Raw genomic sequence first — 21,657 nt, forward strand, 5'->3', positions numbered from 1 at the left:
ACCCGAGCCGCAGGCGCGGCTCAATGGGAGCTATCGCCCCGCCAGAAGTTCCAGCGCCTGGTCGAAAACCCGCAGCGGATCGGCGGCCTTGTGCACGTCCACCGAGAGCAACTGGCGGAATCGCCGGGAGCCGGGGAAGCCCTGGGCCAGGCCGAGGATATGGCGGGTCACGTGATGCATCGCGCCGCCTTCGGCCTGGTGTCGCTCGATGTACGGACGCAGACGGAGCAAGGCCTCGCTGCGACTGAGCGGCGGCGCTTCGCTGCCGAACAACTGGCTGTCCACCGCGGCCAGCAGGTAGGGGTTGTGGTAGGCCTCGCGACCGAGCATCACGCCGTCGAAGGTCTGCAGATGCTCGCGGCAGGCCTCAAGGGTCTTGATGCCGCCGTTGAGGACGATCTCCAGGTCCGGGAAGTCCTTCTTCAATTGCGCCGCGACCTCGTAGCGCAGCGGTGGCACCTCGCGGTTCTCCTTGGGCGAGAGCCCTTCGAGGATGGCGATCCGCGCATGCACGGTGAAGCTCCGGCAGCCGGCCTCGCGTACCTGGCCGACGAAATCGCAGAGTTCGGCGTAGCTGTCGCGCCCGTTGATACCGATGCGGTGCTTCACCGTCACCGCTATCTCCACCGCATCCAGCATCGCCTTCACGCAGTCAGCCACCAGCGCCGGATGCCCCATCAGGCAGGCGCCGATCATGTTGTGCTGGACCCGGTCGCTGGGGCAGCCGACGTTGAGGTTGACCTCGTCGTAGCCGGCCTCTTCCGCCAGCCGCGCGCAGGCCGCCAATTCCGCCGGCACGCTGCCGCCCAGCTGCAGCGCCAGCGGGTGCTCGCATTCGTCGTAGCGGAGGAAGCGCTGGCGATCGCCGTGCAGCAACGCGCCGGTAGTGACCATCTCGGTGTAGAGCAAGGTGTGACGGGACAACTGGCGCAGGAAGAAGCGGCAGTGGCGATCGGTCCAGTCCATCATCGGTGCGACAGAAAACCTCCTAGATACCGTAGTTGCTGGGCTTGCGAGTAGTTCTGCGGGTTTCATGGGGTTTCCGGTTGCTGCTGATTCACTCCGATTTGCTACCGTTTAGCACTATTGCTTAATCTCCTTTGCTTAAATGTAGCAACGCGAGACGGGCGTGTAGCAAATGGGGACGATTACTCAAAGGAAGCGCAAGGATGGGTCCGCAGCTTTTACGGCTCAGATCCGCATCATGCGGCAGGGGAAGGCAGTTTATCAGGAAAGCCAGACATTCGACCGGAAGGCGGCGGCCCAGAACTGGCTGAAGCGCCGAGAGGCAGAGTTGGCAGCGCCAGGCGCGATCGAGCGAGCCAATCGCAAGGGCGTCACTGTACGGGAAATGATCAAGCAGTATCTTGAGGAGTACGGGAAACTGCGACCGTTGGGCAGGACCAAGGAGGCGACGCTCCAGGCGATAGCTGCGACATGGCTGGGGGATGTGGTCGACCGGGACCTGACTTCCCAGGTGTTGGTCGAGTACGCAATGGATCGCATCGAGAAGGGCGGCGTGCAGCCGCAGACTGTAGGCAACGATCTTTCTCACCTCGGTGCCGTCTTGACGGTTGCGCGCCCAGCATGGGGCTACGAGGTGGATCCGGTGGCCATGGCCGACGCCAGGCGCGTTCTGCGCAAGATGGGAGGCGTTTCCAGGAGCAACGAGCGGGACAGGCGCCCAACTTTGGAGGAGCTTGACACCATCCTTGCCTACTTCGTTGAAATGCGGGAGCGTCGCAAGCAGCAGATCGACATGGTTCGGATGATCGGCTTTGCGATTTTCTCAACGCGCCGCCAGGAAGAGATCACCCGGATCCGCTGGGACGCCATCGACGAAGCACGCCAGGCAGTGCTGATCACCGACATGAAGAATCCGGGCCAGAAATACGGGAATGATGTCTGGTGCCACCTGCCAGATCAGGCATGGCGAATTTTGCATTCGATGCCCCGGCGCGAGGAGTTCGTGTTCCCCTATAACGCGAAGTCGGTCAGCGCTTCGTTTACCAGGGCTTGCAGCTTCTTGGAGATCGATGATCTCCACTTTCACGACCTGCGCCATGAGTTCTCCCAACATTGCAAATGTTTCGCAAAACACAGCTATTACCCTGTAGGGGGCGAGCCTGACCGCATCGGCCTCATGCGTTGCGCATAAGGGGAGCACACTGAATTCGGAAAGTCATGCGCTACGGTTTTCGCGAACTGCTATGGGTGGGATTTCTTATACGTCTGGATCGGGAAGCCCGGCACTACTGAGCACCTTTCGAAGCACTTCGCGCTCTTCGCGATATGTCCAGGCACTTGGATGGTGGATTGCAAAATTCCGCGATGCCTCTTCCCAAGAGGTGTACCAGCTATCTTTTGCAGCGATGAACACCGGCGGGCGTCCTTCGAATTGGTCGCTGGTGATGTCAATGACGACGCCATCTAACTCAATCCAGGCATGAGAGCCACCGTCCTTTTCGCCGCAAACATACTCAACCCGCAACCCAAGCTGCGTATTGAAATAGTCACCGAGCAGTTCAGACACCACGCCGCAGCAGCCACATGGAAATTTCTTCAAGTGGTCCGGGAGTTGATCCAAGCCCTTCTGCTTCTCAAGCTCTTCCCGGAAGGCGTAGGCGACAAGGATATAGTCCAATGGGCTTTCCTCGGTATTCGTAATGAGTTCAGCGTCTCACGAGTCGCCGGAAACGAAAGGCCATAATCTGCCCTAATTGCTCGCGCCATCAGGTCACACAACGAAATATGTCCTGAAGATAACGGACTTGGTCGAAATCCCAACTCAATGCCGCAATTTTCCCACACCCAAGCGGTTTTCAACCCTCAATCCCGGCCCGCAACGGTACGAAACCTACGCCAAGCACAGCTCGAATGCCCGGCGAAGGGTGTTTTGATCAACGCTGAGGTACGGCTTGCTGTGATCCAGGTGTTGTTGGCCCAGGATAGTTTGCAGAGTCTCAACGTCACCTATCGCGGCCAGAGCTCGGGCAGCCAGCGAGCGCCGTCCACTATGCGAGCTACCGGGCTTTATAGCCGGCGGATCACCTGTTGGAGTGCGTGACAGGCCCGGTAAACCTTGCCGCCTTTCTCGCCTGTCCGCCAATTCGGCAGGCTGGGCTGACACTTGATCAGTTGTATCGTTTGTTTTCCTATTCCATTTGTATCAGTCTTGGCACTGGGCAAGCTTACAGGCTTTGCCAGTGTCTGAAGCCAACACCGACAGAGTGTTTCAAAAGCCAGCAGGAGCTGTGGTCGAACGCAAGCAGGTTGCCATGGAGGCACTATTGCCTCTAGCGCCTTAAGGTCGCTCGCAGGTCAGCAGTAGGGAAGCCAATATGCAAATCATCGTTCGGGGCAATGGGCTGCACAAAAGCGAGACAAATGCTCTGGATCAGATGCAGAAGCATCTGCGGGACAGTTGGTATGGCTACGCTTCAGTGCTAGTGGCCGACAAGCAAGGCTCGATGGAATTTGACCTTATTATCGTCACCCATGACCGGCTGCTGGTTGTCGAGCTCAAGGAATGGCATGGCAAGCTGACTAGCTACGATGGCAACTGGATCATAACGACCAAGCGTGGCGAGCAGAACCGAGGCAAAAGCGCATATCACCGTAAGCGCGACCAGGGCTACCGCCTGGCAGCCATCCTAAAGACTGAACTTGAACACAAGCTGGGGTATTGCCCCTATGTCGAGGCGCATGTCGTACTCTGCGGCAGCGCTACCCCGGAGTACCTACCGGAAAACGAACGTCAGTTCGTCCACACCCTGGAAGACTTTCTGAAGATCGGCGGTAAACACTACGAAGATTACGTTCAGAAAGTCAGGATGATCATATTCGATGAGATGGGCAGGTCGCGTCCGAACCAGAACCAGCCCATTTTTGACAGCTTCTTTCGTGGAAGTCGTGTCGAGCTCGCAGAGTTTCAATATCTTGAATACACGGCAGCCATTGCACCTGACCGTGTGCATGACCAGCACCTGTTCAGTGAGTACCCCGCCACGAACGCCGGCCCACCCATCAGCAAAGCCATGATGCGTCGCTGGGATCTGGCAGCACTGGGCCTGGCGTTTCACGATGACGAAACATGGCGTCGGATCGTTACCCGCGAGGACTTTGTGTTCCGAACCGCCAGCGCTGCCAACAGCCCACTGGAAGACTTCCTGCTGAGGCCCCTGTCTCCCATGGTGGAAGACAACATCACAAGCGACTGTGTTGAGTTGTTCGAGTTGCGCAAGAACACCCTGCGCCTTGAGCAGCATCTCAATCTTCACGGCCATAAATGGTCGGTGGATGATCGTCTCGACCTGACCAAAGCCTTACTTGCGCCCTTTGCTGAAATGCACAGCATGGGCTTCGCCCATCGAGATATTGATACCCAGAACCTTTGGTACTCACAGGATTCGCGCATTGTGCTGGCCTCAAGCTTTCATGCAGCGTTCATTCCTGACAAGGGCACAGTCAAGGATCTGGCTGAGCGCCTGAAAAGCAGCTCTACGCTGCTGCCCGAGGATGTCTACGCGGCCGAAGGGGATGTCCTCAGCCCTTTTGCGAAGGATGTGTACCTCTTGGCCCTTGTGGCCCACAAGATTTGCTTTCATGGCGCCAAGTTTGTCCTGGAAGAGGGAATTCCCGTCTGGCGTTCGATACCCAATGATCCCTTCGATGGCGAGTTGAATACTTTTTTTGCCAAGGCAATGGATCTTGAGCCGGAGAACCGCTTTGCCAACGCCTCGGAAATGCTTGCCGAGTTAAACACCCTGGCAATCGGCAAACCGCTGCAATACGACGACACACAGGAGGTCATGCAGGAGATCGCCAAAGGCGACTTCATCAAGGCCGACTGGAACCCTTACATGCTGATGAGTTACTTCCCTCCAGCACCGGGTGTAATCCCTGAGACGACAGCTGAGAAGATGGTCTATCGGTGCGTATTTGAAGGCGAAGAGGCACTTCTCAAATTCTGGCCGAAGGCTGTTGTAGACATCAAGAACCCTGGCATCAATCGCCGAATTCTGCGCATGCGTAAGCGTATCGAGCAGACTCTGGAAGACGAGTTACCATTACCGAGCCTGTTGAGCCATGGCATGTTTGCCAGCGGCAACGGACTGTTTGTGGTCACTCGGTTTGAGGAGGGCAAAAGCTGGCCAGATTTCATTGCAGGTCTGGACACTCTTGAAAAAAAGCTAGAGGCGGCCTCGGCGCTGTGCAACCTGCTGATCAATGTTCATGGCAGAGATTTCGCACATGGAGATCTGCACCCAGGCAACATTCTGGTGTGCCCAAGCCAGGCGGATGAGCTACTGTCCCTCATCTTCATTGACGCCCTGGATTTTGGCGATACGTCAGATCCGTACAACGTTGAGTATGGCCCGATCAATCCGGCGAGCACCGACAGCTTCGGGCGAGATTGCTATGCGGTCTATCAGATCGTTGAGGAGCTTCTGGGGGAGGAAGCTCCCAAGGCCCTAGCCATCGAGTTTGCCTTGGCCAAGGAGCAGCCTAACGGCATTCCGGTAGCCATCGATCCATTGGATGAAAGCATCAAGGCCGAACTTGAGGCCCTGAAAAAACCCTCACTCCCTGAAATACAGCCCCTCAAATTCGTAGCTGACGTTTTCAAGTGGCCTGCTACAGAAATGCTGCTTCAGGCAGGTGAATCGGCGTACTACCTGCAAGTCGAGCGTGCTGATCGTAACCCAGAGCAGCTGTACATAAAGATCACTGCGCAGGATAAGCGACTTAGTTTCAATTTCGACCCTGTGCGAGAGACCTTGTCGTCTGCATGGCTGTCGGACGTATCCTTCAGCGATTACATTTCCGCAGGCCATAAAGCTCAGGCTACCTTCACCCAACCTATTGCCATTCAGAAAGGTATTTCCACCAAGGCAACGGAAGAGGCATTCGTCCGCTTCCTGTTAAACCAGGAGCCCGTGCAGAGCTTCCTCAAGAAGTCTGATGAGGTGGAAGGCGAGGAGGTTGTCGAGGATGAATGTGATGCTTTCGTCGATCAGACAGTAAGGCCCTTCACCATTTGGAAGGCCATGCTGGAGACGGAGGGCGACCAATTGATGAGGGTTGAGATTGAAAACGCGACCTTCGAGGAGAGCCAGACCGGAGCGCTGCTAATCCCCTATGTGGCGCAGAATGGCCGGGATCTGGACTTCAACGAGGATGCAGGTGATATCGGCATCTACCTAGATGGTGAAAGTCGTCCATTTGGGGAAGTGGTTGCCGAGGAATGCAGCTCGACCCGACTGGCAGTGCGCATGTTTTCTGCCGGCATTCGCAGCGTGAAGCAAAAGCTGACTCCTGGTACGGAGCTGATTTTTGAGTCAAAACTCAACAATGCATCACGTGAGCGCCGCAAAAAAGCGATGGAGCGCGTGCTGAATGGTGTATCCCGCATCTCGAACCTGCCCGCCTATTTTGATCAGGACGGTGCACAGCAATCGAAAGTCATTGGCAAGATTCCAGAAGAAGTGGCGATCAGGGCTCGATACGACTCTGAATTCGAGCAACTGAACCCCCGGCAAATTGTGGCCTTCCAGCGAACCGTCTCCGAGGGCCCGATTTCTGTCCTCCAGGGCCCGCCAGGCACTGGCAAGACCGCTTTTGTCACCAAGCTGATCCACTACCTGTTCGAAAATGAGTTGGCGGGGAATATCCTTCTGGTGGGGCAATCGCATGCTTCGGTAGACACTGTGGCGATCAAGGCCCGAGAGCTGTGTTCAGCGCTTGGTACAGACTTGAGCGTCATTCGCCTGGGTCATGAATCGGCTATCGATGACCAAATGCTCCAGTGTCATTCCAGTTCGATCCAGCGCCAAATTCGCTACAAGTTTCAGCGTGAATATGAAAAGCGGATCAATGCGCTTTCCTCCCGCCTGATGCTCAGCCAGGAACTGGTGGAGGAATTGGCCAAACTGCATCGCAGCATCAGCCCAATTCTTGATCGAGTGCGCACGTATACCAAGCAGAGAGATGAAATTGCCGCCAAGCGCCAAATCAGTGAAGAAACGCGCATCGACAAGGTCATGGGCTATGACGCCAAGATCAAAAGCTGTGTGGAGTCGCTTCAGCACCACATGGACAGCCGAAAGTATGAGTTCAATCTACCATCACCTGCTGCTCCGGAGTTCTGGAGCGAGCTGTCCACTCAGGTGGCACGGCAGCATGGCGTCACCAATCAGCTGGCACTTCAGCGGTTGAACAATCTGATTGGAATCAGCCAGGACTGGATTGACGTATTGGGCTCAGGGGCTGCGAACTATGACAAGTTCCTGGTCAAGACCTCGCAACTGGTGTGCGGCACTCTGGTGGGAATCGGGGCGGGCGGTATTCACATTGAGGAGATGGAGTTCGACTGGGTCATTGTTGATGAAGCAGGGCGAGCACAAGCTTCGGAATTGATGATCGCTATGCAGTGCGGTCGCCGTGTTCTCCTGGTGGGTGACCACAAGCAGTTGGCGCCCATGTATGAGAAGAAACATATACGAGAGGTCGCCAGGAAGCTGCAGATTGATGAACGGGAGGTGCTCAAAACCGATTTTGAGCGCGCCTTTCTCGTGAACAATGGCATTGCCTTGGATACTCAGTACCGGATGATTGAGCCGATCGGCAAGGTCGTCAGCCATTGCTTCTATAACAACGAGCTGTACAGCTTCCGCAAGAAAGCTGATCCCTGGTGCTCGGAATTGCCTTATCCCTTGAACAAACCAGTCAGCTGGATCGACAGCGGCACAGGGGAGCGGGCGGTCAATGAAGACGAGCCTCAGAAAGGCAAGTTCGTGAACAAGCATGAGGTCGCTGTGTGCCTGCATCTGCTGCGGCAACTGGCACGCCCCGAGCACATGGAAAAGCTCAACGCCAAGCGCACTCCAATGAGCCCACAGCCGATTGGCTTAATCACGATGTACCGGGGGCAGAAACGTCTGATCGAAGAGGAACTGAGTCGAGCGGAATGGGCGGCCCCACTGCGCGATGCCGTCAGGATTGATACTGTAGATTCCTATCAGGGCAGCGAGAATGCTTTATTAATCCTCAGCTTAGTTAGGAATAATGACAAGGGTCTTCAAGGTTTCCTGGTAGATCAATCCAGGATCAATGTGGCGTTGTCCCGAGCCAAGGATCGCCTGGTGATCATCGGCTCCAAGCGCATGTGGAGTGGCGTGAACGCACCTTCCGCGTTGGGCAGCGTTGTTCGCTATGTATCCGAGCAGCACGCCATTTCGCCAGATGATTACGAAATCGTTGACGGCACCACAGTGATTGAGGGCCAGCGCAATGAATGATGAATATCAAGCCGCCGACGCCTCTGGCTTTCGCATCTGCAACACCATTTCCCTATTGGTGCCGGCGTATCAATACCAGATCAACTGTGCTTGGACGAAGGAGGTTTCCCTTCCTGCGGTTGAGGAGTTTACCTGCCGCTTGCTGCTGGCCTTGCAGGAAGTGCTGCCTGGCGAGATCCGAGATTATTTCGGCCTGTCTAAGCGCGAATGTGACGTGTTGATCGAGACGCTCATCCGTAACAAGCTGGCGGTCTACACCAATGATGGGCATCTGACGCCGTCATCGATGCTTATGGATCGCACCAAGGGCAGTTCATCGGCCAGTCCGAGCCTCACCAAGTATGAGGAGAGGATTGAGCGCCCCATCTTCGAGCTGCTCACCAAGACGATCATGCCGCCAAGCCAGCACAACCGAACCCGCTGGGGGCTTCCACAGATCCCTGTGCCGCCAGAAAGCAAGGGGTGGTCTGTACTGGCTGTCGCGGATGCCTTCGGCGATCAATACCGAGCTTTCCTAGATTTCTCGAAACTCTCCGAGTCGGAAACCCGCAAGACCCGACTCTACAAGGTCGGCACCTGTGACCAGATGGCCCCAGTCAATATCCAAGTGGATCTGGAAATCGGCTTGTTGCCAACGCAGGCCGGCAATGTTGAGATCATCAAACGTGTCGCCGAGAAAGTCGGGGGTACTCGCCAGCGCCCGTTAAGCATGGATCTGGAAGCCAAGATATCCGACTACCTCAACAGTCTCAGGATGCCCAAGGACGGGATGAGTCCACAGGAATACTGCCAGGAGTTCAAAGACGAGGTACTAGCACGTTACCTGGACGATCGAGGGTTGGACATCAACTCATGGCTGATCGATCACAAGGATCGCAAAACCGGGTATGGCAACCAGGAAACAAGGGCGATGATTGGACCCTTGTATGACAACAACAACCGAATCACTCTAGGCCGCATGCTGGAAGACCTCTCCAAGGACTGGCCTGAGGGTACGATTCACTCTGCCCTATGGTTGTCGAGCTCTGTCCCTCTTTGGGCGGCCAATGGAACGCTGCTGAGCGATTTCTGCCGCAAGACAGCAGAAAAGCTGAGCGAAGCCCCACATGTCAAAGGCAAGATCACTGCGATCCTGCCATTCGATGACAAGAAGGAGTTCGGCCAGCTGCGCAGCACCTACCATAACCGTATTCCAAACGGGATCGCGTTCGAAGGATCGGATCTTCAGGATCGTTTTGAAATCTTCTTGATCCCCGGCCAGCTCGCTGTGGTGCAGTACCACTTCCAGCCGAGCGATGATAGTGCTGCAACCGTGCCGATTGGCTACATCACCCGTGATCCTGTGCGTGTTGCCCACATCGACAATTTCCTCAACTCTCGGCTGTCCGGTCGGGGAGAGGGTTTTGTTGTGTGGAGCGAGGATTCGGAGAAGGACATCACCAATCACATGGAAAAGGATCGTCTAGAGCTGATTCAATCCAGTAGCCTGGGCTTTCCTATGACTAGTCAGGTGAAGCTTACAATTAGAAAGCCGCCCAGAAAGTGGTAAGTGAGCTTAAAACGGTTACTTGGACTGAATCGCCCCGGCTTTCCTAGAGACTCTCCAAGTTCTGGTGAACTTCCCCGGTGACATTCCCGTCCACAAAAGCCAGGGCAGCCAATTCAGGCGGGTGACCGTGCCGGTGCGGCTGGATCGAGCGATCATCTACACAGCCGTTAGACGGGCTTGGGCTCTTTGGCCTCCGCGTTGCTCTACCCAGCGGACAGCGCCAACAGGCGTTCAGAGCGGTTTCTATAATCGACTATAAAGACCTATAAAACCCATTCTAGAGCGGCTCACGCTATCTCCGCCACCGGCAAAGCGGAGAGCCATCGGGCTCGTTGCTGTTTTCCATCCAATACCTGCAAAGCAAAGAAGGTTGGTAGTCGACGAGCCACCTGCGTTCTGCAAGTGATCTGGGCTCAGTAACCCACAGGGTTGAGTCGGAACACCTACTCCTAACGCTGCGAGCAATGCTTAGAGCGGTCTTAAAGTACAGTGCCCTGGGTTCACTCGGAGTGATCGCGGGGCCCGGCGACCGACCTCAGCGGAACCGACTTCGCAGTCACGGCCAATCTAGTCTGCAAGTCCGCTATGAGCTTGTCGCGCTGCTGGATAGTGGCTTCAAGCTCCCGTACGCGGTGAGTCAGCAAATAGTTCTGACGAGCCCATGCAGTAATTTCATCTCGCGCCGCCTCGAGTGCCTCCCGATACTCGCGGGCCTTGGCCTGTGCTTCCCCCAGCTCCCCTTGCTTAGCCTCCAGTTGCTGCTTCGGCATGGTTTCGTTGAACTTGCGGATCGCCGTCAGGATGGGCTCGTGGAAACGATAAAGCGTGGAGCGATCGATACCCGCTTCTCTCGCCACTGTCGTTGCGCTGATCGCAGCGCCGCGCTTAACGCGGCGCGGATTGCCATTTCTTAGGCGAGCGAGCGCCAACTCTAGCTCTTGGCGGGTCTGCCGCTGCGACGCTTCCTTGTGCGCCCGTAGCGCCTCGGGATTACCTGCTGCGTCCACGCCGCTCATGCTTCCGACCTACTGCCATCGAGTTTGCTGATCACCTGATTCGCTTTCTCCAGAATGCGGTTGGCCCGGCTCTTGGCCGGTACGCCCATATCGGGTAGTTGCAGCACCACTAGTTGCTGCTCAGCAATTTCTTTCCAAACAGGAAGGTGTTCAGGGCCGATCAGCGCCATATTGCAGTCGACGCACATATCGGCCTCGAACAGACACAGCCCACCGCAGCTGCCCCCTTTGGCATTACCGGCGCACCAACTATGCCCGGTACCGTTGAGGGTGATCGTGCTGCTCAACTCCTGAATCAACTCGTCCTTGTTCTTGGCGGTGCGAACCATGGGGCGCCACGTGCCCAGCCAATCCTCACCTTTGGCCAAGGGGGTATCGGAGTCGAGGTAACCGGCCAGTATCTCCGCTTGGCGTTCCTGTTTAGCGCGCACCACGTCGTCCAGCAGACCGTTATCGATCTGGTACTCGTCGGCCCCGCCGTCGGCATACAACATGGTCATGTCGAGGCTCCAGTGCCCATAGTGCTCTTTTAGGTACAGCAGATCCCCCAGCTCCGAACGAGCATAGTTGTAGGCGAACGTGCGCCGGAACTGGTGGGAAGCCAGGTCCCACACTTCGCCGTTGTCGGCTCGGATCTGGAAATGCCGGCAGAAGTCCTTCAGCCACCTGTTGACGGCGGCGCCGCCCGGCATCACGGCCACCGGTCCCTGCTGGCTATAGTGCGTCGCCAAGAACAGCTTGTTCTTGCTCCTGGATATTTCCGCCAAGCGCTTTGCATGCTTCGACTCGATGGTTTCCAGCTTGCGAAGCTTCCGCTCTTCGTCCCGGAGCATCGATTGGAAAGGCTCGATCATGCGCTCGGCGAGATCGACCGCTTGCACCACGATCGGCGGCACTAGCCATTTGTGTGGTCGCTCGCCGGTCTTGTAGATCGTGCCATGCAACCAGATGCACTCGTAGCTGCCATCGATTCCGGGCTCCCTTGAGATGCACCCGGACTCCAAGGACATCATTTCGGAGTTGCGCAGGCCGGAGAACATGTTGATGCAGATGTAGCTGGCCGTCCTGAGTAGCGCCATTTCGGCATGCAGTTCTCTGAGCCCTGCATAGCCGTGTGCCCTGGCCACTTCCGTACCAAAGACCTGTCGATAGGCATGCCCTTTCACGCCACGCGCCTCGGCTGCCGCCATGGCCTGCTCCGCCTCGGCCTGAACGACCAAGATCGCCGGCGCACGCTGCTCAACGTACTCAATGGCTTTCTGAGCAAGCGGTACGAACACCGACTCGGGAATCACCGGCGTTTTCGGCACTCGGTGGGCCATGCGTTGGTCCATGCCGGCCAGCAGGGCAGCACTTTCAAATGGCCAGGGATGAGATGGCAGGTAGTCATCGATCTTCCCCACCTGCGCATACAACTTCTCGACCAGGAGCAACCTCTTCATCACGGTACTTTTGGCGGACTTTCCATCCTTGGCTGCCACTACGTACTCCAGGGTTCTGCCATCCAACTGGGCAAACCTGGTGATGCCTTGACTGACCATCCAACGCAGCAGAAACGCTAGGTTGCCCATCAGGGAGATCAGTGTCTTCAGCCCCAGGCGCTTCCCGCCCTCGATGGGATCGACATGAAGCGACCAAATGAAATCCTTGGCCGAGGCCAACAAGCTGCGATGCGCCTCGTCGGTCAGCCTTGAACCGTCCGGCAGCGCGATACCCCAGATGATCCGCTTTTCACCGTCCTTGGCATTCTCCCTTGAGATGTACGGCCAGAAATTCCAGACGTCATCTTCGTACCGGCTGATTACCACCGGCGAGCCTGCCGTATCGACGGCGGCCGAGACAGGCAAACGTGCTTTTTGCAGGAAAGTCAGATCTGCCAGGCGAGTAACGTCAAGCGGCAGCGGGATCATAATGCGGCTCCAGAGACCGCCCAGGCGGGATGAGGTGTCAGCCTGGCCTTGCTCTTTGCTGCCTCGACCAGGTCAGCCGGAAATTGCGTTGCTATGTCGTTGTCGATGGTCTTGATGACCCAGCCGTATGTCTTGACCCAGTGATGCGGGGCGATCTTGTTTCTTTCGGCAAGCAGCTTGTTGTAGAAGCTGAACATCTTCCAGAGATCGTCCTCGAAAACCACCATCTGCGGGCATCTGAAGCAGACCATGTACTTGCCGCAAACCTCTCCTCCCTCGCGAAAGGGATTCTTGCAGCGAGCAACGACGGTGTTGTATCCGCCGCTCAGGAGTTCGTGCACGTTCTGCAGCGGAATCCTGCCATCGGCGGCCAGTGCCGTGGCTTTTGTCTCATCCGCGGAAGTGATCCAGCCCACCATCGCTTGACCCACAAAGACATGATCCCGCTCAGCAACTGCCGGTAACGACACATAGTGGCGTGCGGTGGTCTCGGCGGATGCATGGCCCAGTGCGAGTTGGACTTTGCGAATATCTCGTGTTCGGGCATACAGGTTGGTGCCGAAGGTCGGGCGACAACGAGCGACGCTGAAGAGAAGGCGCTCCCCACGGTCATCCACCAGTTCATGTCGTGCCACGAAATCCGCGATGGCGTTTCGGGCATCCACTTGGGTGAAGCGGTTAACCCGCCCCTGACGGGTGGATCTTGGGTGGCGCCCGGTATGGGGCACCTGCCACAGGAATACGACGTCGCGATCCTCGGCGCGCGCTTCGTCGCTCAGTGAGCGGGTGAATTCAGCCAGCCACCGGAAGTGGTTGCCCACGGTGGTGGGAATCGTGAGTATCTGCTCTTGCTCAGCCCCCTGGTCGGCAGCCTGCGCCCGGTATGATGCGGCCTGCGTGGAACCGCCGCGGCGTTTTTCAGTGATGAGAACTTCCCGATCCTTGAGCGGATGGGGTTTTAGGCTATCTCGTCGCAGCTCAAGCAGGCCTTGAAAGTTCCGGCCGGTGGCCAATGCCAAAACGATCAGGTGCACCGCCAAAACCTGGGCCGGAGACAATGAGTCTTCGCCCCTTTCATTGTGAATCCGCTTCAAGTCTTGGTTGCACGCCGCAATGATCCTGTTCTGCTCGCCCTTGCTGTAGGACGCGCGCTTCGGCACCAACCGATTGATATTGGGGAACGGCGACTTGGGGAACCTCAACTGAGTGCTGACCGACTCCGGCGTCTTTTTCATTCGGTTGGTCAGCACTGTCTTCAGCGCAGAATAGGCGTTTTTCTTCGCCGAGAGTGACAGCGGTTGACCGGTCCGCCGCCCCCCGCCGGCGATGCGTCGCTCGAGCCACGCCAGGAAATCTCTGACCACCTTCTCGTCAATCTGGCTCAAGCGGCTGACAACGCAGCCACTCTTCTCAAGGTCATCCAAGAATGGCAAGAAGTAAGTGGCGAGTTGCTGAAATATCCCCTGCAGGGTGATTCCCACCAGCTCATGCCGCAGCGACCACACGGCATCCCGTACATGCATCACCAGGTCATCGCGATCACGCCGGCACCATGGATCGAAATCGAAGCGGATTTCACCATGGTGCTGACAGCTGATGGTGAAGCACCATGACGGCGGCAAATCGACAACAGTGCCATCCAGTGTGATGGACTCGACTTTCCGAACGACCCGCTTCCTGCCAATCATGAACGACTCCCTACGCGCTGCAGGACCTCTTCAACGTAACCGTCCACCTCATCATGTTTCAGCAGGTCCGCCGCATGCACGTAAACCTCGGTGGTGGTGATGCTCGAATGGCCCAGACGATCCCGTACCCAGTGCAACGCGCCATCCGTGCCGCGCCGCTCGGACATGCGCAAAAATTCGTAGGTGCCGAAGGTGTGTCGGAGACGATGAGGCGTGCACTTCACCCCAGACTTGGCCGAGGCTCGTTGAAAGGTCACATCCAAGCCATCCAGCGACAACTCAGCGCCATCACGGGTCAGGAAGAGCCTGGTTGTCTCCGCGCCATGGCGCTTGTGGTACATGCCGGCTAGTTTCGGTCGATCCCGCATCATGTAGTCGAACAGATGGCCCGCCAAGTCGTATGGCACCATCACCCAGCGCTCCTTGGAGCCCTTAGTCGGCGTAAGACTCGGATCGAGCGTCATCTTGATGGCCTTACTTGGGGAATGTCCGGCCGGCGTCGGCAGAACCCGAACATCGAGCGCGCAGGCCTCCTCACGACGCAGACCACATAGCAACATCAGGTAGGCCACCAGTTGCGTCCTGCGAGGCGACAGCGCCCCGATAAACTGGACGGCCTCCGGGATGCTCAGAAACTTGGGGAGTTGCTGCTGAGTACGCAAGGTCAACTCATTGGCCTGCAGGCGATTCCCTGAAGCATCGACGTGGGCCAAGAACCCCTTGGGTTTTGACACAAGCACATCCTGAGTTTCGAATGGCAGCTGTTCGGCCAAGCCCTGGCGAGCGCACCAAGTGTAAAACGCACTGGTGGTCGAAAGGCGCTTGTTGATCGTGGAGCGGGACAGGCCACGATCCAGCATCGAGTTGCGCCAGACCGCAATGTGCTCCTGGTTCACCCGAGTCCAGAACAAAGCGTTCTCTTCGAGGAAGGAGAAAAACTCGTAGAGGTGGTCTGCGTAGGTTCGCCAGGTGGCGGGAGAGCGAGTGCGCCCTCGCACGACCGCGATGTGGAAAAGGTAACGATTGGCCGACTCGATCAGCTCTGCACCGGCATTGGCCAGGAACGGAATCCCTGGCAAGGGCACGCCATTCAGCTCGAAACTCTCATCCGTGTAGAACACCCGCATAGGCCTTTCCCTTCTAGCAACACCATGATGGTAGTGTGCTGATTCTTAAGGATATTTGTCAGCAACACCTTGATGCTAGTAGAACATGACGGCATCAGTCGGCTTTTCGAGATCGGATGGGATATTCCGCGCGTGGCCAGCGTCTCGGGCCACCGGGACTGGAATTCGATGCGGCGATACACGCATCTGAGAGGGAACGGCGACAAGTACGAAGACTGGCCGTGGTTGGAGCAGATAATAGAGGGCCCCACGATCGAGGCCCGGTAGGCGGGAGGGTTAGGATGCACGGCGCAGGGTTCTGCGCCCCATGAGCTTTTCGTGCTCCTCCTTCGCCGTTCTGTGCCGTTCGTCAAGGTAGTTCGCCAGGTCCGTCAGGTGTACGCCACGCGCAGACTTCTGGCTGTTCTCCATGCGTACCAGCGGCAAGTCGATTTCGCCGGCCGCTACCTTCATCTTCATTTTCTCGGGGGTCAGGTGGCTGAAGTAGTCGGCGCAGACGCGTTCGAGGGGAATGATGGCGGCGCCATCGTACTGAGCCATCAACAGAAACAGGGTGTTCATTGGGCGTTACCTATCCCAGCTCTCCGGCCGGGCTGTTCCGCGACCCTTTCCGTTGGGCCGCGGGCATGGATGATTTCAGGTAGGATGCACCGGTTCACCGGTGACGGGACCAGCCTTGGCGGGCATGTGCCCCTGATCCGGTGGGCCTCCGCTGGGGAAGTGCGATGCCTGGTTTCTGCTTCATCCGAAGCACCCCGTCTGCCAGGCCGCCAGCGTGCGGAGGATCGGGAATATCTCCACCAGCCCCACCACGGCCAGGCCGAGGGCGGCGATGATGCCGAGGGCGGTCAGCGCTCTACGCATGGTCGGAGCCTCCTGCGCTGATCGGCAGCGATTCCGTGGGTAGCCCCGGCCGCATGTTGGTGTCGGCGCCGAGAAGGCTGGCGTGCCAGTTACCTAGGGCGGCCGCGCTGCTGACGCAGTGGTGGGCATGGCAAAGCCTAAGCATTGATGCCATATTGATGCTGAAGGCTTGAGATGCGTGTAGAATCGCGCGAGTTTTTCAAGTCAAAATGGCATCAGGGAAGGCGCATGTTTAGGACGGCCTACGCGGTACGCTTCGATCGGCCAGCTAGGAACGGCAGGAACAAGGCGTGTTTACTGGAGTGCGCGGATCTCGCAGGGGTGCGCATTGATGTGATCGCTAAGTTCACTGCTTGTGAGAGTGGCCCTACGGGTCTGATTCGCGAAGCGCTAGCAGCTTTTTTTGCGGCTGATCTTGGCCTGCATGTGCCTGAACCGATTTTGGTCGAAGTCCCCCCTAGGTTCAGCGCAGGGGCTTCCTTTCCTGAGGTTGACCATATGATGGCCACGAGCAGTCGTTACGCGTTCGGCTCGGCGGCCTTGCCGGCTGGCTATATGATCGTTGCTCCAGCATTGCCTGTGAAGGGACCGATGCTGCAGAGAGCTGCGGACATTTTCGCCTTCGACACCTTCGTAGCAAATGGTGACAGGCACCCCCGAAACCCTAATTGCCTTGTCCGCGGAGAGGATCTTGCCGTGATCGATCATGACTTGGCTTTTCTTATGGACGCTATCTTGTTTTGGAAGAGTCCCTGGGTGTTGGGGGGCGGCGAAAGCTTGGCTGACCCAGAAAAGCACATTTTTTGGCACCAGATTCGAGCACAAAAATTGGATTTCACACGACTCGGGGAATGCCTAAAGGCCATAACGGATGCTCGTCTGGATGAGTATGTGGCTGCATTACCTGATGACTGGAAACTTGGGAACCAAGCAGCGCAGAACACGGTCCAATATATTAAGGACTTACGGCAAAACGCGGATGATGCGTTCTCTGAGCTTCAGAGGGTTTTAGCATGAAACTGACAAACTACGATTACTCTGTTCTTAGGTATGTTCACGATAGAACAACTGGGGAGTTTGTAAACGTAGGAGTAGCTATGTACTCTGCTGAAGAGGAGTTTATTTCAGCAAAGTGCAGGAGTACAATTTCTAGAATATCTTCTGTTTTTCCTGACTTTCATAGGGAAGGATTTAGGAAGATGATGCGGCATATAGTTGATCGATTTGATGAGTTAAATAGTAAGCTACAGTGCGAACTAAAATTTTCTGGTGATGAGTCTCTTAGGACTTTATTGAAGAAAGTTTTGCCAGATGATGACAGCTCCCTGCAGTGGAGCGAGCTAGGTCATGGCTTGGCGATTGGCAGCTTGCCAGATGAACTAGAGCACTTATATAGTCGTTTAATCTCAAAGTATGATGCACCTGCGAGTAAGGAACGTCGTACAGAGCTAGATATATGGCGAGATTTTGAACGCCATCTTGCTCCATTTATTCCGTCTGAAGAGTTTGTCTCAAAAAAGATTTCCGTCCTAGATGATGAATTAGAGTTTAAGCATGCGTGGAAGAATGGGATATGGCATTGTATTGAACCAGTGTCATTTGATCTTTCTGATGGGGACTACTTGAAGGACAAGGCTCACAAGTGGCTCGGTCAAATGACTAGTATTAAAAGCACGAAGGAATCTTTTAAGGTTTATTTGATAATTAGTAAGCCGCAAGAAAATTCTTTAAGCTTTGCCTTCGAGAAAGCAGTTAGTATCCTTAATAAGATTCCGGTAGAGAAAGAAATTTTCCTCGAAGAGGATGCTTCAGAATTAGCAAATAAGATAATTCATAGGTTTGAACAGCATAATAGAGAGGCTCATTAGATAAAACCCCGCCATCTCGGAGGGTTTTTTTCGGCCTCGCTCTGCACCAGCGGCGCATTGGATCTGGTCATGGTGCATTCCTTGCCCCGCAGTTGGGGCAGTCGTCGAAGCGCTGATGCTCTGTGATGAAGCGTCCGCAGCCGCTGCAATTCAGCCTGGTGCTGTAGCTCAGGCGGCGCTGGCCCTGGTGCTCCGGCTTGGGTAGCTTCAGGCCGAAGAGCCGGAGGGCCTGCTTGTGGTTGAGGGAGGCCGCCACCGCAACAGGCCTGGCATGCTGGTCGATGTAGGACTTCGGCCAGGGCGCTAGCCCGCGCGCGGTGAGTATGCCGGCGTGGTCGAGCGGCCAGGTCCGTGCGGCGGCCAGGTTGGATGTCCGGCCGGCGGCATCGGGTACCCAGACCAGGCAGTTGCCGTCCCAGTCCCTGTCGTAGGCGACGTAGATGCGGTCGTCCGCTGGGGCGGTGGCGAGTGCCTGCGTCCGGGACAGTTCCAGGTCCTGGTGATCGACGCCGTACTCGACCCGGGCGCGCACGTAGTCGACCGGCCAGGGCAGATCGGTTTCCCGGCACTTGTACTGCCGAACGGCATGGGCGCTGGTGAACGTCTCGGCTTCGTCGAGGTTGGTGGTGTAGCCGCCGCCGGCGCGCCAGAACGTTGCTCGGCTCCCGGCGTTGCTGCGGCTGTCCTGGAGATAGAAGAGGTCGCTCATGGTGTCACCCGCTTGAATTCGATGACCCAGACCCAGGGATTGGCGGTGAAAGCCTCTGGGCCGTTGATCTCTCCCCAAAGGGAGCGGAACCAGAGCCAAGCATCCAAGCCACTACCGCCCGTTTCGCATTCGCGCTCGGCGGGATATCCCTCGGCCCGTGCCTGCTCCTCGCTGATGTCCTGCAGTCGTTCTACGCGAACGGCGGTGAGCTCCAGCAGGATGCGGGAGGCCCAACGCGGCATATGGATGCTCGGCCGCCAGCGCGCCTGATCAAGTTCGGCGTACCAGCAGGCGAATGGATATGGCTTGACGCGCGGGTCGTCGTAGTTGAAGGCTCCGCGATCATCCAGAAAGCCCGGCTCTTCCATAAGATCGCGAATATCCTCGTCCGCCCGATATGCCAGCGCCGGCGCGCCGCACATGTTCACGTCAGTCCACGTCTCGCGCACCCATAACCGGTCGCCGGGCTGGCCGTAGGGGCAGGTGATGCGTGCGTGCAGGCCGGCATCAAGCGTCTTGAATGGCGTATTGGGATCGACCATTGAACCGTGGAAGTCGGGCTGCGGCGTCACCACTCGGCGGGTGACCGTCTTCCTACCTTCCAGGATGGCGCGGACCATCGGTCCAGTGAACAGGATCGGACGTTCTTTCATGGCTGCACCTGCTGAAGTGGGCGATGGCCTGGTTTCGGCGGTAGGTGTGGGATGAGCAGCGCGTCCTCGAGGGGCATGCCCCCGGCGAGTCGCCTGCGGACGGTGCTGGCCGAGACAGGGCTCGGCAGCAGCTCGACCAACTCTTCGAGGGTTCCGGTTTGGCCGCGCACGGTGTGGGTGTGCTTTTCCTTGCGTGCCTGGCGGGCCTGGTCCAGTGCGCGGGCGAGTGCCGGCGTGCAGCAGCCACGTTTCTGCGAGTTGGCCCGCTTGTGGTCCAGTGACTGGCCCTTCGCCGGCCACTCGATGTCCGGCATCAGGCTGAGCATTTCGCGGAATACCCAGGGCCCGATGCCCAGGGCCAGCCGTGTGGCGCAGCGGGAAAGCCCGCGCGCGGCGGACTCCCGGATGAACTGTTCGGTGTTCACGGTTGCACCTCCTACTGCACGAAGCTCTTCGTAAATGCCACTGGATGTCTGCAGAATGGTGCTGGCTTGTACGGTGGTCTCCTGGCGTGTTCGTTGTGGCGGGCAATAGCTACCGGATCCGGCGCCCGGTATGGGCCGGCGACGTAGATAGGGGGTTGCATGGGGTGTCCTCGCCGTGTGCTGGCAAAGTGGAGACGGTTGAGTTAGGGTCAGCCGTTTCGAGGGGTGGCCAAAAAATAGGGAGAAGGACGATATGGAAGAACGAAGTCTTATTGCGCATGCGTCTTTCAGGGAAAGCAGTGAGAAGTTTGACCACTTGATCTTCGCGGCAATTATCGCCGTTTGTGCTTATTTGGTTCAGACAATCCCATTCGGAAAGATTGGGCTGAATGTTGAAACGATGTTCCTCTATGTCCTCCTTGTCTTCGGCGCGGCCGGTGTATTCGCGTTCAAGCGCTCCGAGTGGACCGTTCAGGTGCATTCAGCGAACCACTTGATGCTGGACGCAATGGAAAAGCGAGACCAGGCGCGATCCAAAATTGCACGATTGAAAATGGATAAATGTCAGCGGAAGACATATATCTACTATCGCGCCCGGAATGTTTTCTTCTTTAGTGGTTTTGTTTGCTATGTGTTGGTAAAGGTTTTTCAGCAATATGTAATTTGAAATGGACCTCTACTTCAATTTGCCTGTTGAACACTTAAAGCGATAGCCACCGGCTGCACCCAGATCGGCATGCTGCTGAGCATGAATGTCTCGCCCATGCTGGCAAGCAGCAGGGTGGTACCCATCACGCCGGCGATGGCCTCGGCTGCGGCCGGCGGTACGGCGTTGCCGATGCGCTCGCGCCAGTCGCTGTCGCTCAGGCCGTCGAGGATCAACTGTTCTTCCGGGTCCACCAGGCTCTGCAGCGCGGCCAGCTCCAGGGTGGTGAAGGGCCGGTGCCAGGTGCCGTCCAGCGACTGGATGATGCAGGTGAGCCGGTCGTTCGCCGCCGGCATGCGCGGGTCGGCGACGCTCCACCTGCCATTGTCGTGCCGAGCACTGGCCGATACCGCGCCCGCGGACTGGTCGAACCCTACGACACCGTAGTGCCCGCCGGTCAGGTAGGCGTCGCCCTTGGTGCGATCGAGCACGCGCGGATCAGCGATCGACAGCGCGCCGCTGGCCACCTGCTGGGAGCCGGTGACCGTGCCGGTAGCGCTTCCCCACTCGCCGACGTGCAATTTGCGGCTGCTCGCCCCTGGGTGCCAGTTGTGGTACCTGGGATCGGCAACAGCCTGGCCGCCGGAGCTGGGTGAGTGCCCGCCGGTGACGGTTCCGGCGTGGCTCCCCATGCTGACGACGCGAAACACGTTGTTGTGCCGGACGCCGCCTGGGCGCGGGTCGGCCACGGCGAATGCGTCCTGGCCGGTAGTACTGGCCGCGATCACGGTGCCGGACGGACCGTCCCAGTCGGTGACCGGGTACTTGCCGAAACTCTGGCCGCGGGGATCGGCGACGGAGTACGTGCCCTGGCCGGGCGACTTGACGCCGATGATGGCGCC

The 21,657-nt window shown here is 57.4% G+C and carries 17 protein-coding genes and 2 pseudogenes; 7 read left to right on the forward strand and 12 right to left on the reverse strand.

All coding sequences use genetic code 11. The features are described from left to right. Positions 1-30 precede the first annotated feature (30 nt). Positions 31-1,035: a tRNA dihydrouridine(20/20a) synthase DusA gene (dusA, locus tag ACTJJX_RS32700; protein ID WP_031629035.1), complete on the reverse strand. Its 1,005-nt coding sequence runs from the start codon at positions 1,033-1,035 to the stop codon at positions 31-33. A gap of 103 nt (positions 1,036-1,138) precedes the next feature. On the opposite strand from dusA, the gene ACTJJX_RS32705 reads away from it, so the two are divergent. Next, positions 1,139-2,158: a tyrosine-type recombinase/integrase gene (locus ACTJJX_RS32705; RefSeq protein ID WP_223684048.1), complete on the forward strand. Its 1,020-nt coding sequence runs from the start codon at positions 1,139-1,141 to the stop codon at positions 2,156-2,158. Between the two features lie 66 nt (positions 2,159-2,224). Here the strand turns inward: ACTJJX_RS32705 and ACTJJX_RS32710 are convergent, their stop codons facing one another. After that, a complete protein-coding gene (locus tag ACTJJX_RS32710; RefSeq protein ID WP_009681704.1) occupies positions 2,225-2,644 on the reverse strand; it encodes a hypothetical protein in 420 nt (139 codons plus the stop codon). Positions 2,645-3,341: 697 nt separating this feature from the next. On the opposite strand from ACTJJX_RS32710, the gene ACTJJX_RS32715 reads away from it, so the two are divergent. Both ACTJJX_RS32715 and ACTJJX_RS32720 read left to right on the forward strand, forming a co-directional pair. Next, positions 3,342-8,300: an AAA domain-containing protein gene (locus ACTJJX_RS32715; RefSeq protein WP_009681705.1), complete on the forward strand. Its 4,959-nt coding sequence runs from the start codon at positions 3,342-3,344 to the stop codon at positions 8,298-8,300. Beyond that, complete coding sequence (locus ACTJJX_RS32720) at positions 8,293-9,849, forward strand: hypothetical protein (protein ID WP_009681706.1); 1,557 nt, start codon at positions 8,293-8,295, stop codon at positions 9,847-9,849. The genes ACTJJX_RS32715 and ACTJJX_RS32720 overlap by 8 nt, the downstream gene beginning before the upstream one ends. Positions 9,850-10,349: 500 nt before the next feature. On the opposite strand, the gene ACTJJX_RS32725 is transcribed toward ACTJJX_RS32720, so the two are convergent. Genes ACTJJX_RS32725 through ACTJJX_RS32740 form a run of 4 tightly spaced genes read right to left on the reverse strand, consistent with a single transcriptional unit; the run spans position 10,350 to position 15,590 of the window. Next, entirely contained in the window at positions 10,350-10,865 is a 516-nt protein-coding gene (locus ACTJJX_RS32725; RefSeq protein WP_009681707.1) for a hypothetical protein, read from the reverse strand. After that, on the reverse strand, positions 10,862-12,775 hold the full coding sequence (locus ACTJJX_RS32730) for a tyrosine-type recombinase/integrase (protein ID WP_009681708.1): 1,914 nt from the start codon (positions 12,773-12,775) through the stop codon (positions 10,862-10,864). Before ACTJJX_RS32730 ends, ACTJJX_RS32725 begins: the two co-directional genes overlap by 4 nt. Next, positions 12,772-14,463 (reverse strand): tyrosine-type recombinase/integrase, encoded by a 1,692-nt coding sequence (locus ACTJJX_RS32735; protein ID WP_009681709.1) that lies wholly within the window; start codon positions 14,461-14,463, stop codon positions 12,772-12,774. The genes ACTJJX_RS32730 and ACTJJX_RS32735 overlap by 4 nt, the downstream gene beginning before the upstream one ends. After that, on the reverse strand, positions 14,460-15,590 hold the full coding sequence (locus ACTJJX_RS32740; protein ID WP_009681710.1) for a tyrosine-type recombinase/integrase: 1,131 nt from the start codon (positions 15,588-15,590) through the stop codon (positions 14,460-14,462). The genes ACTJJX_RS32735 and ACTJJX_RS32740 overlap by 4 nt, the downstream gene beginning before the upstream one ends. A gap of 78 nt (positions 15,591-15,668) precedes the next feature. On the opposite strand from ACTJJX_RS32740, the pseudogene ACTJJX_RS32745 reads away from it, so the two are divergent. Beyond that, positions 15,669-15,857, forward strand: a pseudogene (locus tag ACTJJX_RS32745) (site-specific integrase); the annotation flags it as partial. 9 nt (positions 15,858-15,866) lie between these two features. On the opposite strand, the gene ACTJJX_RS32750 reads toward ACTJJX_RS32745, so the two are convergent. Beyond that, positions 15,867-16,151, reverse strand: a complete 285-nt coding sequence (locus ACTJJX_RS32750) for a pyocin activator PrtN family protein (RefSeq protein WP_003160559.1) — start codon at positions 16,149-16,151, stop codon at positions 15,867-15,869. A 180-nt stretch (positions 16,152-16,331) separates the two neighbouring features. Next, a complete protein-coding gene (locus ACTJJX_RS32755) occupies positions 16,332-16,454 on the reverse strand; it encodes a hypothetical protein (RefSeq protein WP_021263566.1) in 123 nt (40 codons plus the stop codon). A 174-nt stretch (positions 16,455-16,628) separates the two neighbouring features. On the opposite strand from ACTJJX_RS32755, the gene ACTJJX_RS32760 reads away from it, so the two are divergent. Both ACTJJX_RS32760 and ACTJJX_RS32765 read left to right on the forward strand, forming a co-directional pair. After that, a complete protein-coding gene (locus tag ACTJJX_RS32760; RefSeq protein ID WP_023082353.1) occupies positions 16,629-17,471 on the forward strand; it encodes a HipA family kinase in 843 nt (280 codons plus the stop codon). Next, positions 17,468-18,322 carry a DUF3037 domain-containing protein gene (locus tag ACTJJX_RS32765; RefSeq protein WP_071536973.1) on the forward strand — a complete coding sequence of 285 codons (855 nt, stop codon included), beginning with the start codon at positions 17,468-17,470 and terminating at the stop codon, positions 18,320-18,322. The genes ACTJJX_RS32760 and ACTJJX_RS32765 overlap by 4 nt, the downstream gene beginning before the upstream one ends. A gap of 67 nt (positions 18,323-18,389) precedes the next feature. Here ACTJJX_RS32765 and ACTJJX_RS32770 read toward each other — a convergent pair whose 3' ends face one another. From ACTJJX_RS32770 to ACTJJX_RS32780, 3 genes are read right to left on the reverse strand one after another with little or no spacing between them, the layout of a single operon-like run. Further along, positions 18,390-19,031 carry a hypothetical protein gene (locus ACTJJX_RS32770; RefSeq protein WP_023082355.1) on the reverse strand — a complete coding sequence of 214 codons (642 nt, stop codon included), beginning with the start codon at positions 19,029-19,031 and terminating at the stop codon, positions 18,390-18,392. Then, entirely contained in the window at positions 19,028-19,684 is a 657-nt protein-coding gene (locus tag ACTJJX_RS32775) for a hypothetical protein (protein WP_023082356.1), read from the reverse strand. Before ACTJJX_RS32775 ends, ACTJJX_RS32770 begins: the two co-directional genes overlap by 4 nt. Beyond that, the gene (locus ACTJJX_RS32780; RefSeq protein WP_021263570.1) at positions 19,681-20,109 is read right to left on the reverse strand and encodes a hypothetical protein; all 429 of its coding nucleotides are present in this window, start codon (positions 20,107-20,109) and stop codon (positions 19,681-19,683) included. Before ACTJJX_RS32780 ends, ACTJJX_RS32775 begins: the two co-directional genes overlap by 4 nt. Before the next feature lie 253 nt (positions 20,110-20,362). Here ACTJJX_RS32780 and ACTJJX_RS32785 point away from each other — a divergent pair, with 253 nt between their 5' ends. Further along, a complete protein-coding gene (locus tag ACTJJX_RS32785) occupies positions 20,363-20,776 on the forward strand; it encodes a hypothetical protein (RefSeq protein ID WP_021263571.1) in 414 nt (137 codons plus the stop codon). Positions 20,777-20,790: 14 nt separating this feature from the next. On the opposite strand, the pseudogene ACTJJX_RS32790 reads toward ACTJJX_RS32785, so the two are convergent. Beyond that, a pseudogene (locus ACTJJX_RS32790) lies at positions 20,791-21,657 on the reverse strand (DNA cytosine methyltransferase); the annotation flags it as partial.

Source organism: Pseudomonas sp. 22490 (genome assembly GCF_052044465.1).
Taxonomy (GTDB): Bacteria; Pseudomonadota; Gammaproteobacteria; order Pseudomonadales; family Pseudomonadaceae; genus Pseudomonas; species Pseudomonas aeruginosa.

Excerpts from the sequence above, each read along its gene's own strand:
- dusA (WP_031629035.1), bottom strand. The coding sequence starts at position 1,035 with ATGAAACCCGCAGAACTACTCGCAAGCCCAGCAACTACGGTATCTAGG.
- ACTJJX_RS32740 (WP_009681710.1), bottom strand. The coding sequence starts at position 15,590 with ATGCGGGTGTTCTACACGGATGAGAGTTTCGAGCTGAATGGCGTGCCC.
- ACTJJX_RS32750 (WP_003160559.1), bottom strand. The coding sequence starts at position 16,151 with ATGAACACCCTGTTTCTGTTGATGGCTCAGTACGATGGCGCCGCCATC.
- ACTJJX_RS32705 (WP_223684048.1), top strand. The coding sequence starts at position 1,139 with ATGGGGACGATTACTCAAAGGAAGCGCAAGGATGGGTCCGCAGCTTTT.
- ACTJJX_RS32785 (WP_021263571.1), top strand. The coding sequence starts at position 20,363 with ATGGAAGAACGAAGTCTTATTGCGCATGCGTCTTTCAGGGAAAGCAGT.
- ACTJJX_RS32755 (WP_021263566.1), bottom strand. The coding sequence starts at position 16,454 with ATGCGTAGAGCGCTGACCGCCCTCGGCATCATCGCCGCCCTCGGCCTG.
- ACTJJX_RS32720 (WP_009681706.1), top strand. The coding sequence starts at position 8,293 with ATGAATGATGAATATCAAGCCGCCGACGCCTCTGGCTTTCGCATCTGC.
- ACTJJX_RS32770 (WP_023082355.1), bottom strand. The coding sequence starts at position 19,031 with ATGAGCGACCTCTTCTATCTCCAGGACAGCCGCAGCAACGCCGGGAGC.
- ACTJJX_RS32760 (WP_023082353.1), top strand. The coding sequence starts at position 16,629 with ATGCGTGTAGAATCGCGCGAGTTTTTCAAGTCAAAATGGCATCAGGGA.
- ACTJJX_RS32765 (WP_071536973.1), top strand. The coding sequence starts at position 17,468 with ATGAAACTGACAAACTACGATTACTCTGTTCTTAGGTATGTTCACGAT.
- ACTJJX_RS32735 (WP_009681709.1), bottom strand. The coding sequence starts at position 14,463 with ATGATTGGCAGGAAGCGGGTCGTTCGGAAAGTCGAGTCCATCACACTG.
- ACTJJX_RS32715 (WP_009681705.1), top strand. The coding sequence starts at position 3,342 with ATGCAAATCATCGTTCGGGGCAATGGGCTGCACAAAAGCGAGACAAAT.
- ACTJJX_RS32725 (WP_009681707.1), bottom strand. The coding sequence starts at position 10,865 with ATGAGCGGCGTGGACGCAGCAGGTAATCCCGAGGCGCTACGGGCGCAC.
- ACTJJX_RS32775 (WP_023082356.1), bottom strand. The coding sequence starts at position 19,684 with ATGAAAGAACGTCCGATCCTGTTCACTGGACCGATGGTCCGCGCCATC.
- ACTJJX_RS32730 (WP_009681708.1), bottom strand. The coding sequence starts at position 12,775 with ATGATCCCGCTGCCGCTTGACGTTACTCGCCTGGCAGATCTGACTTTC.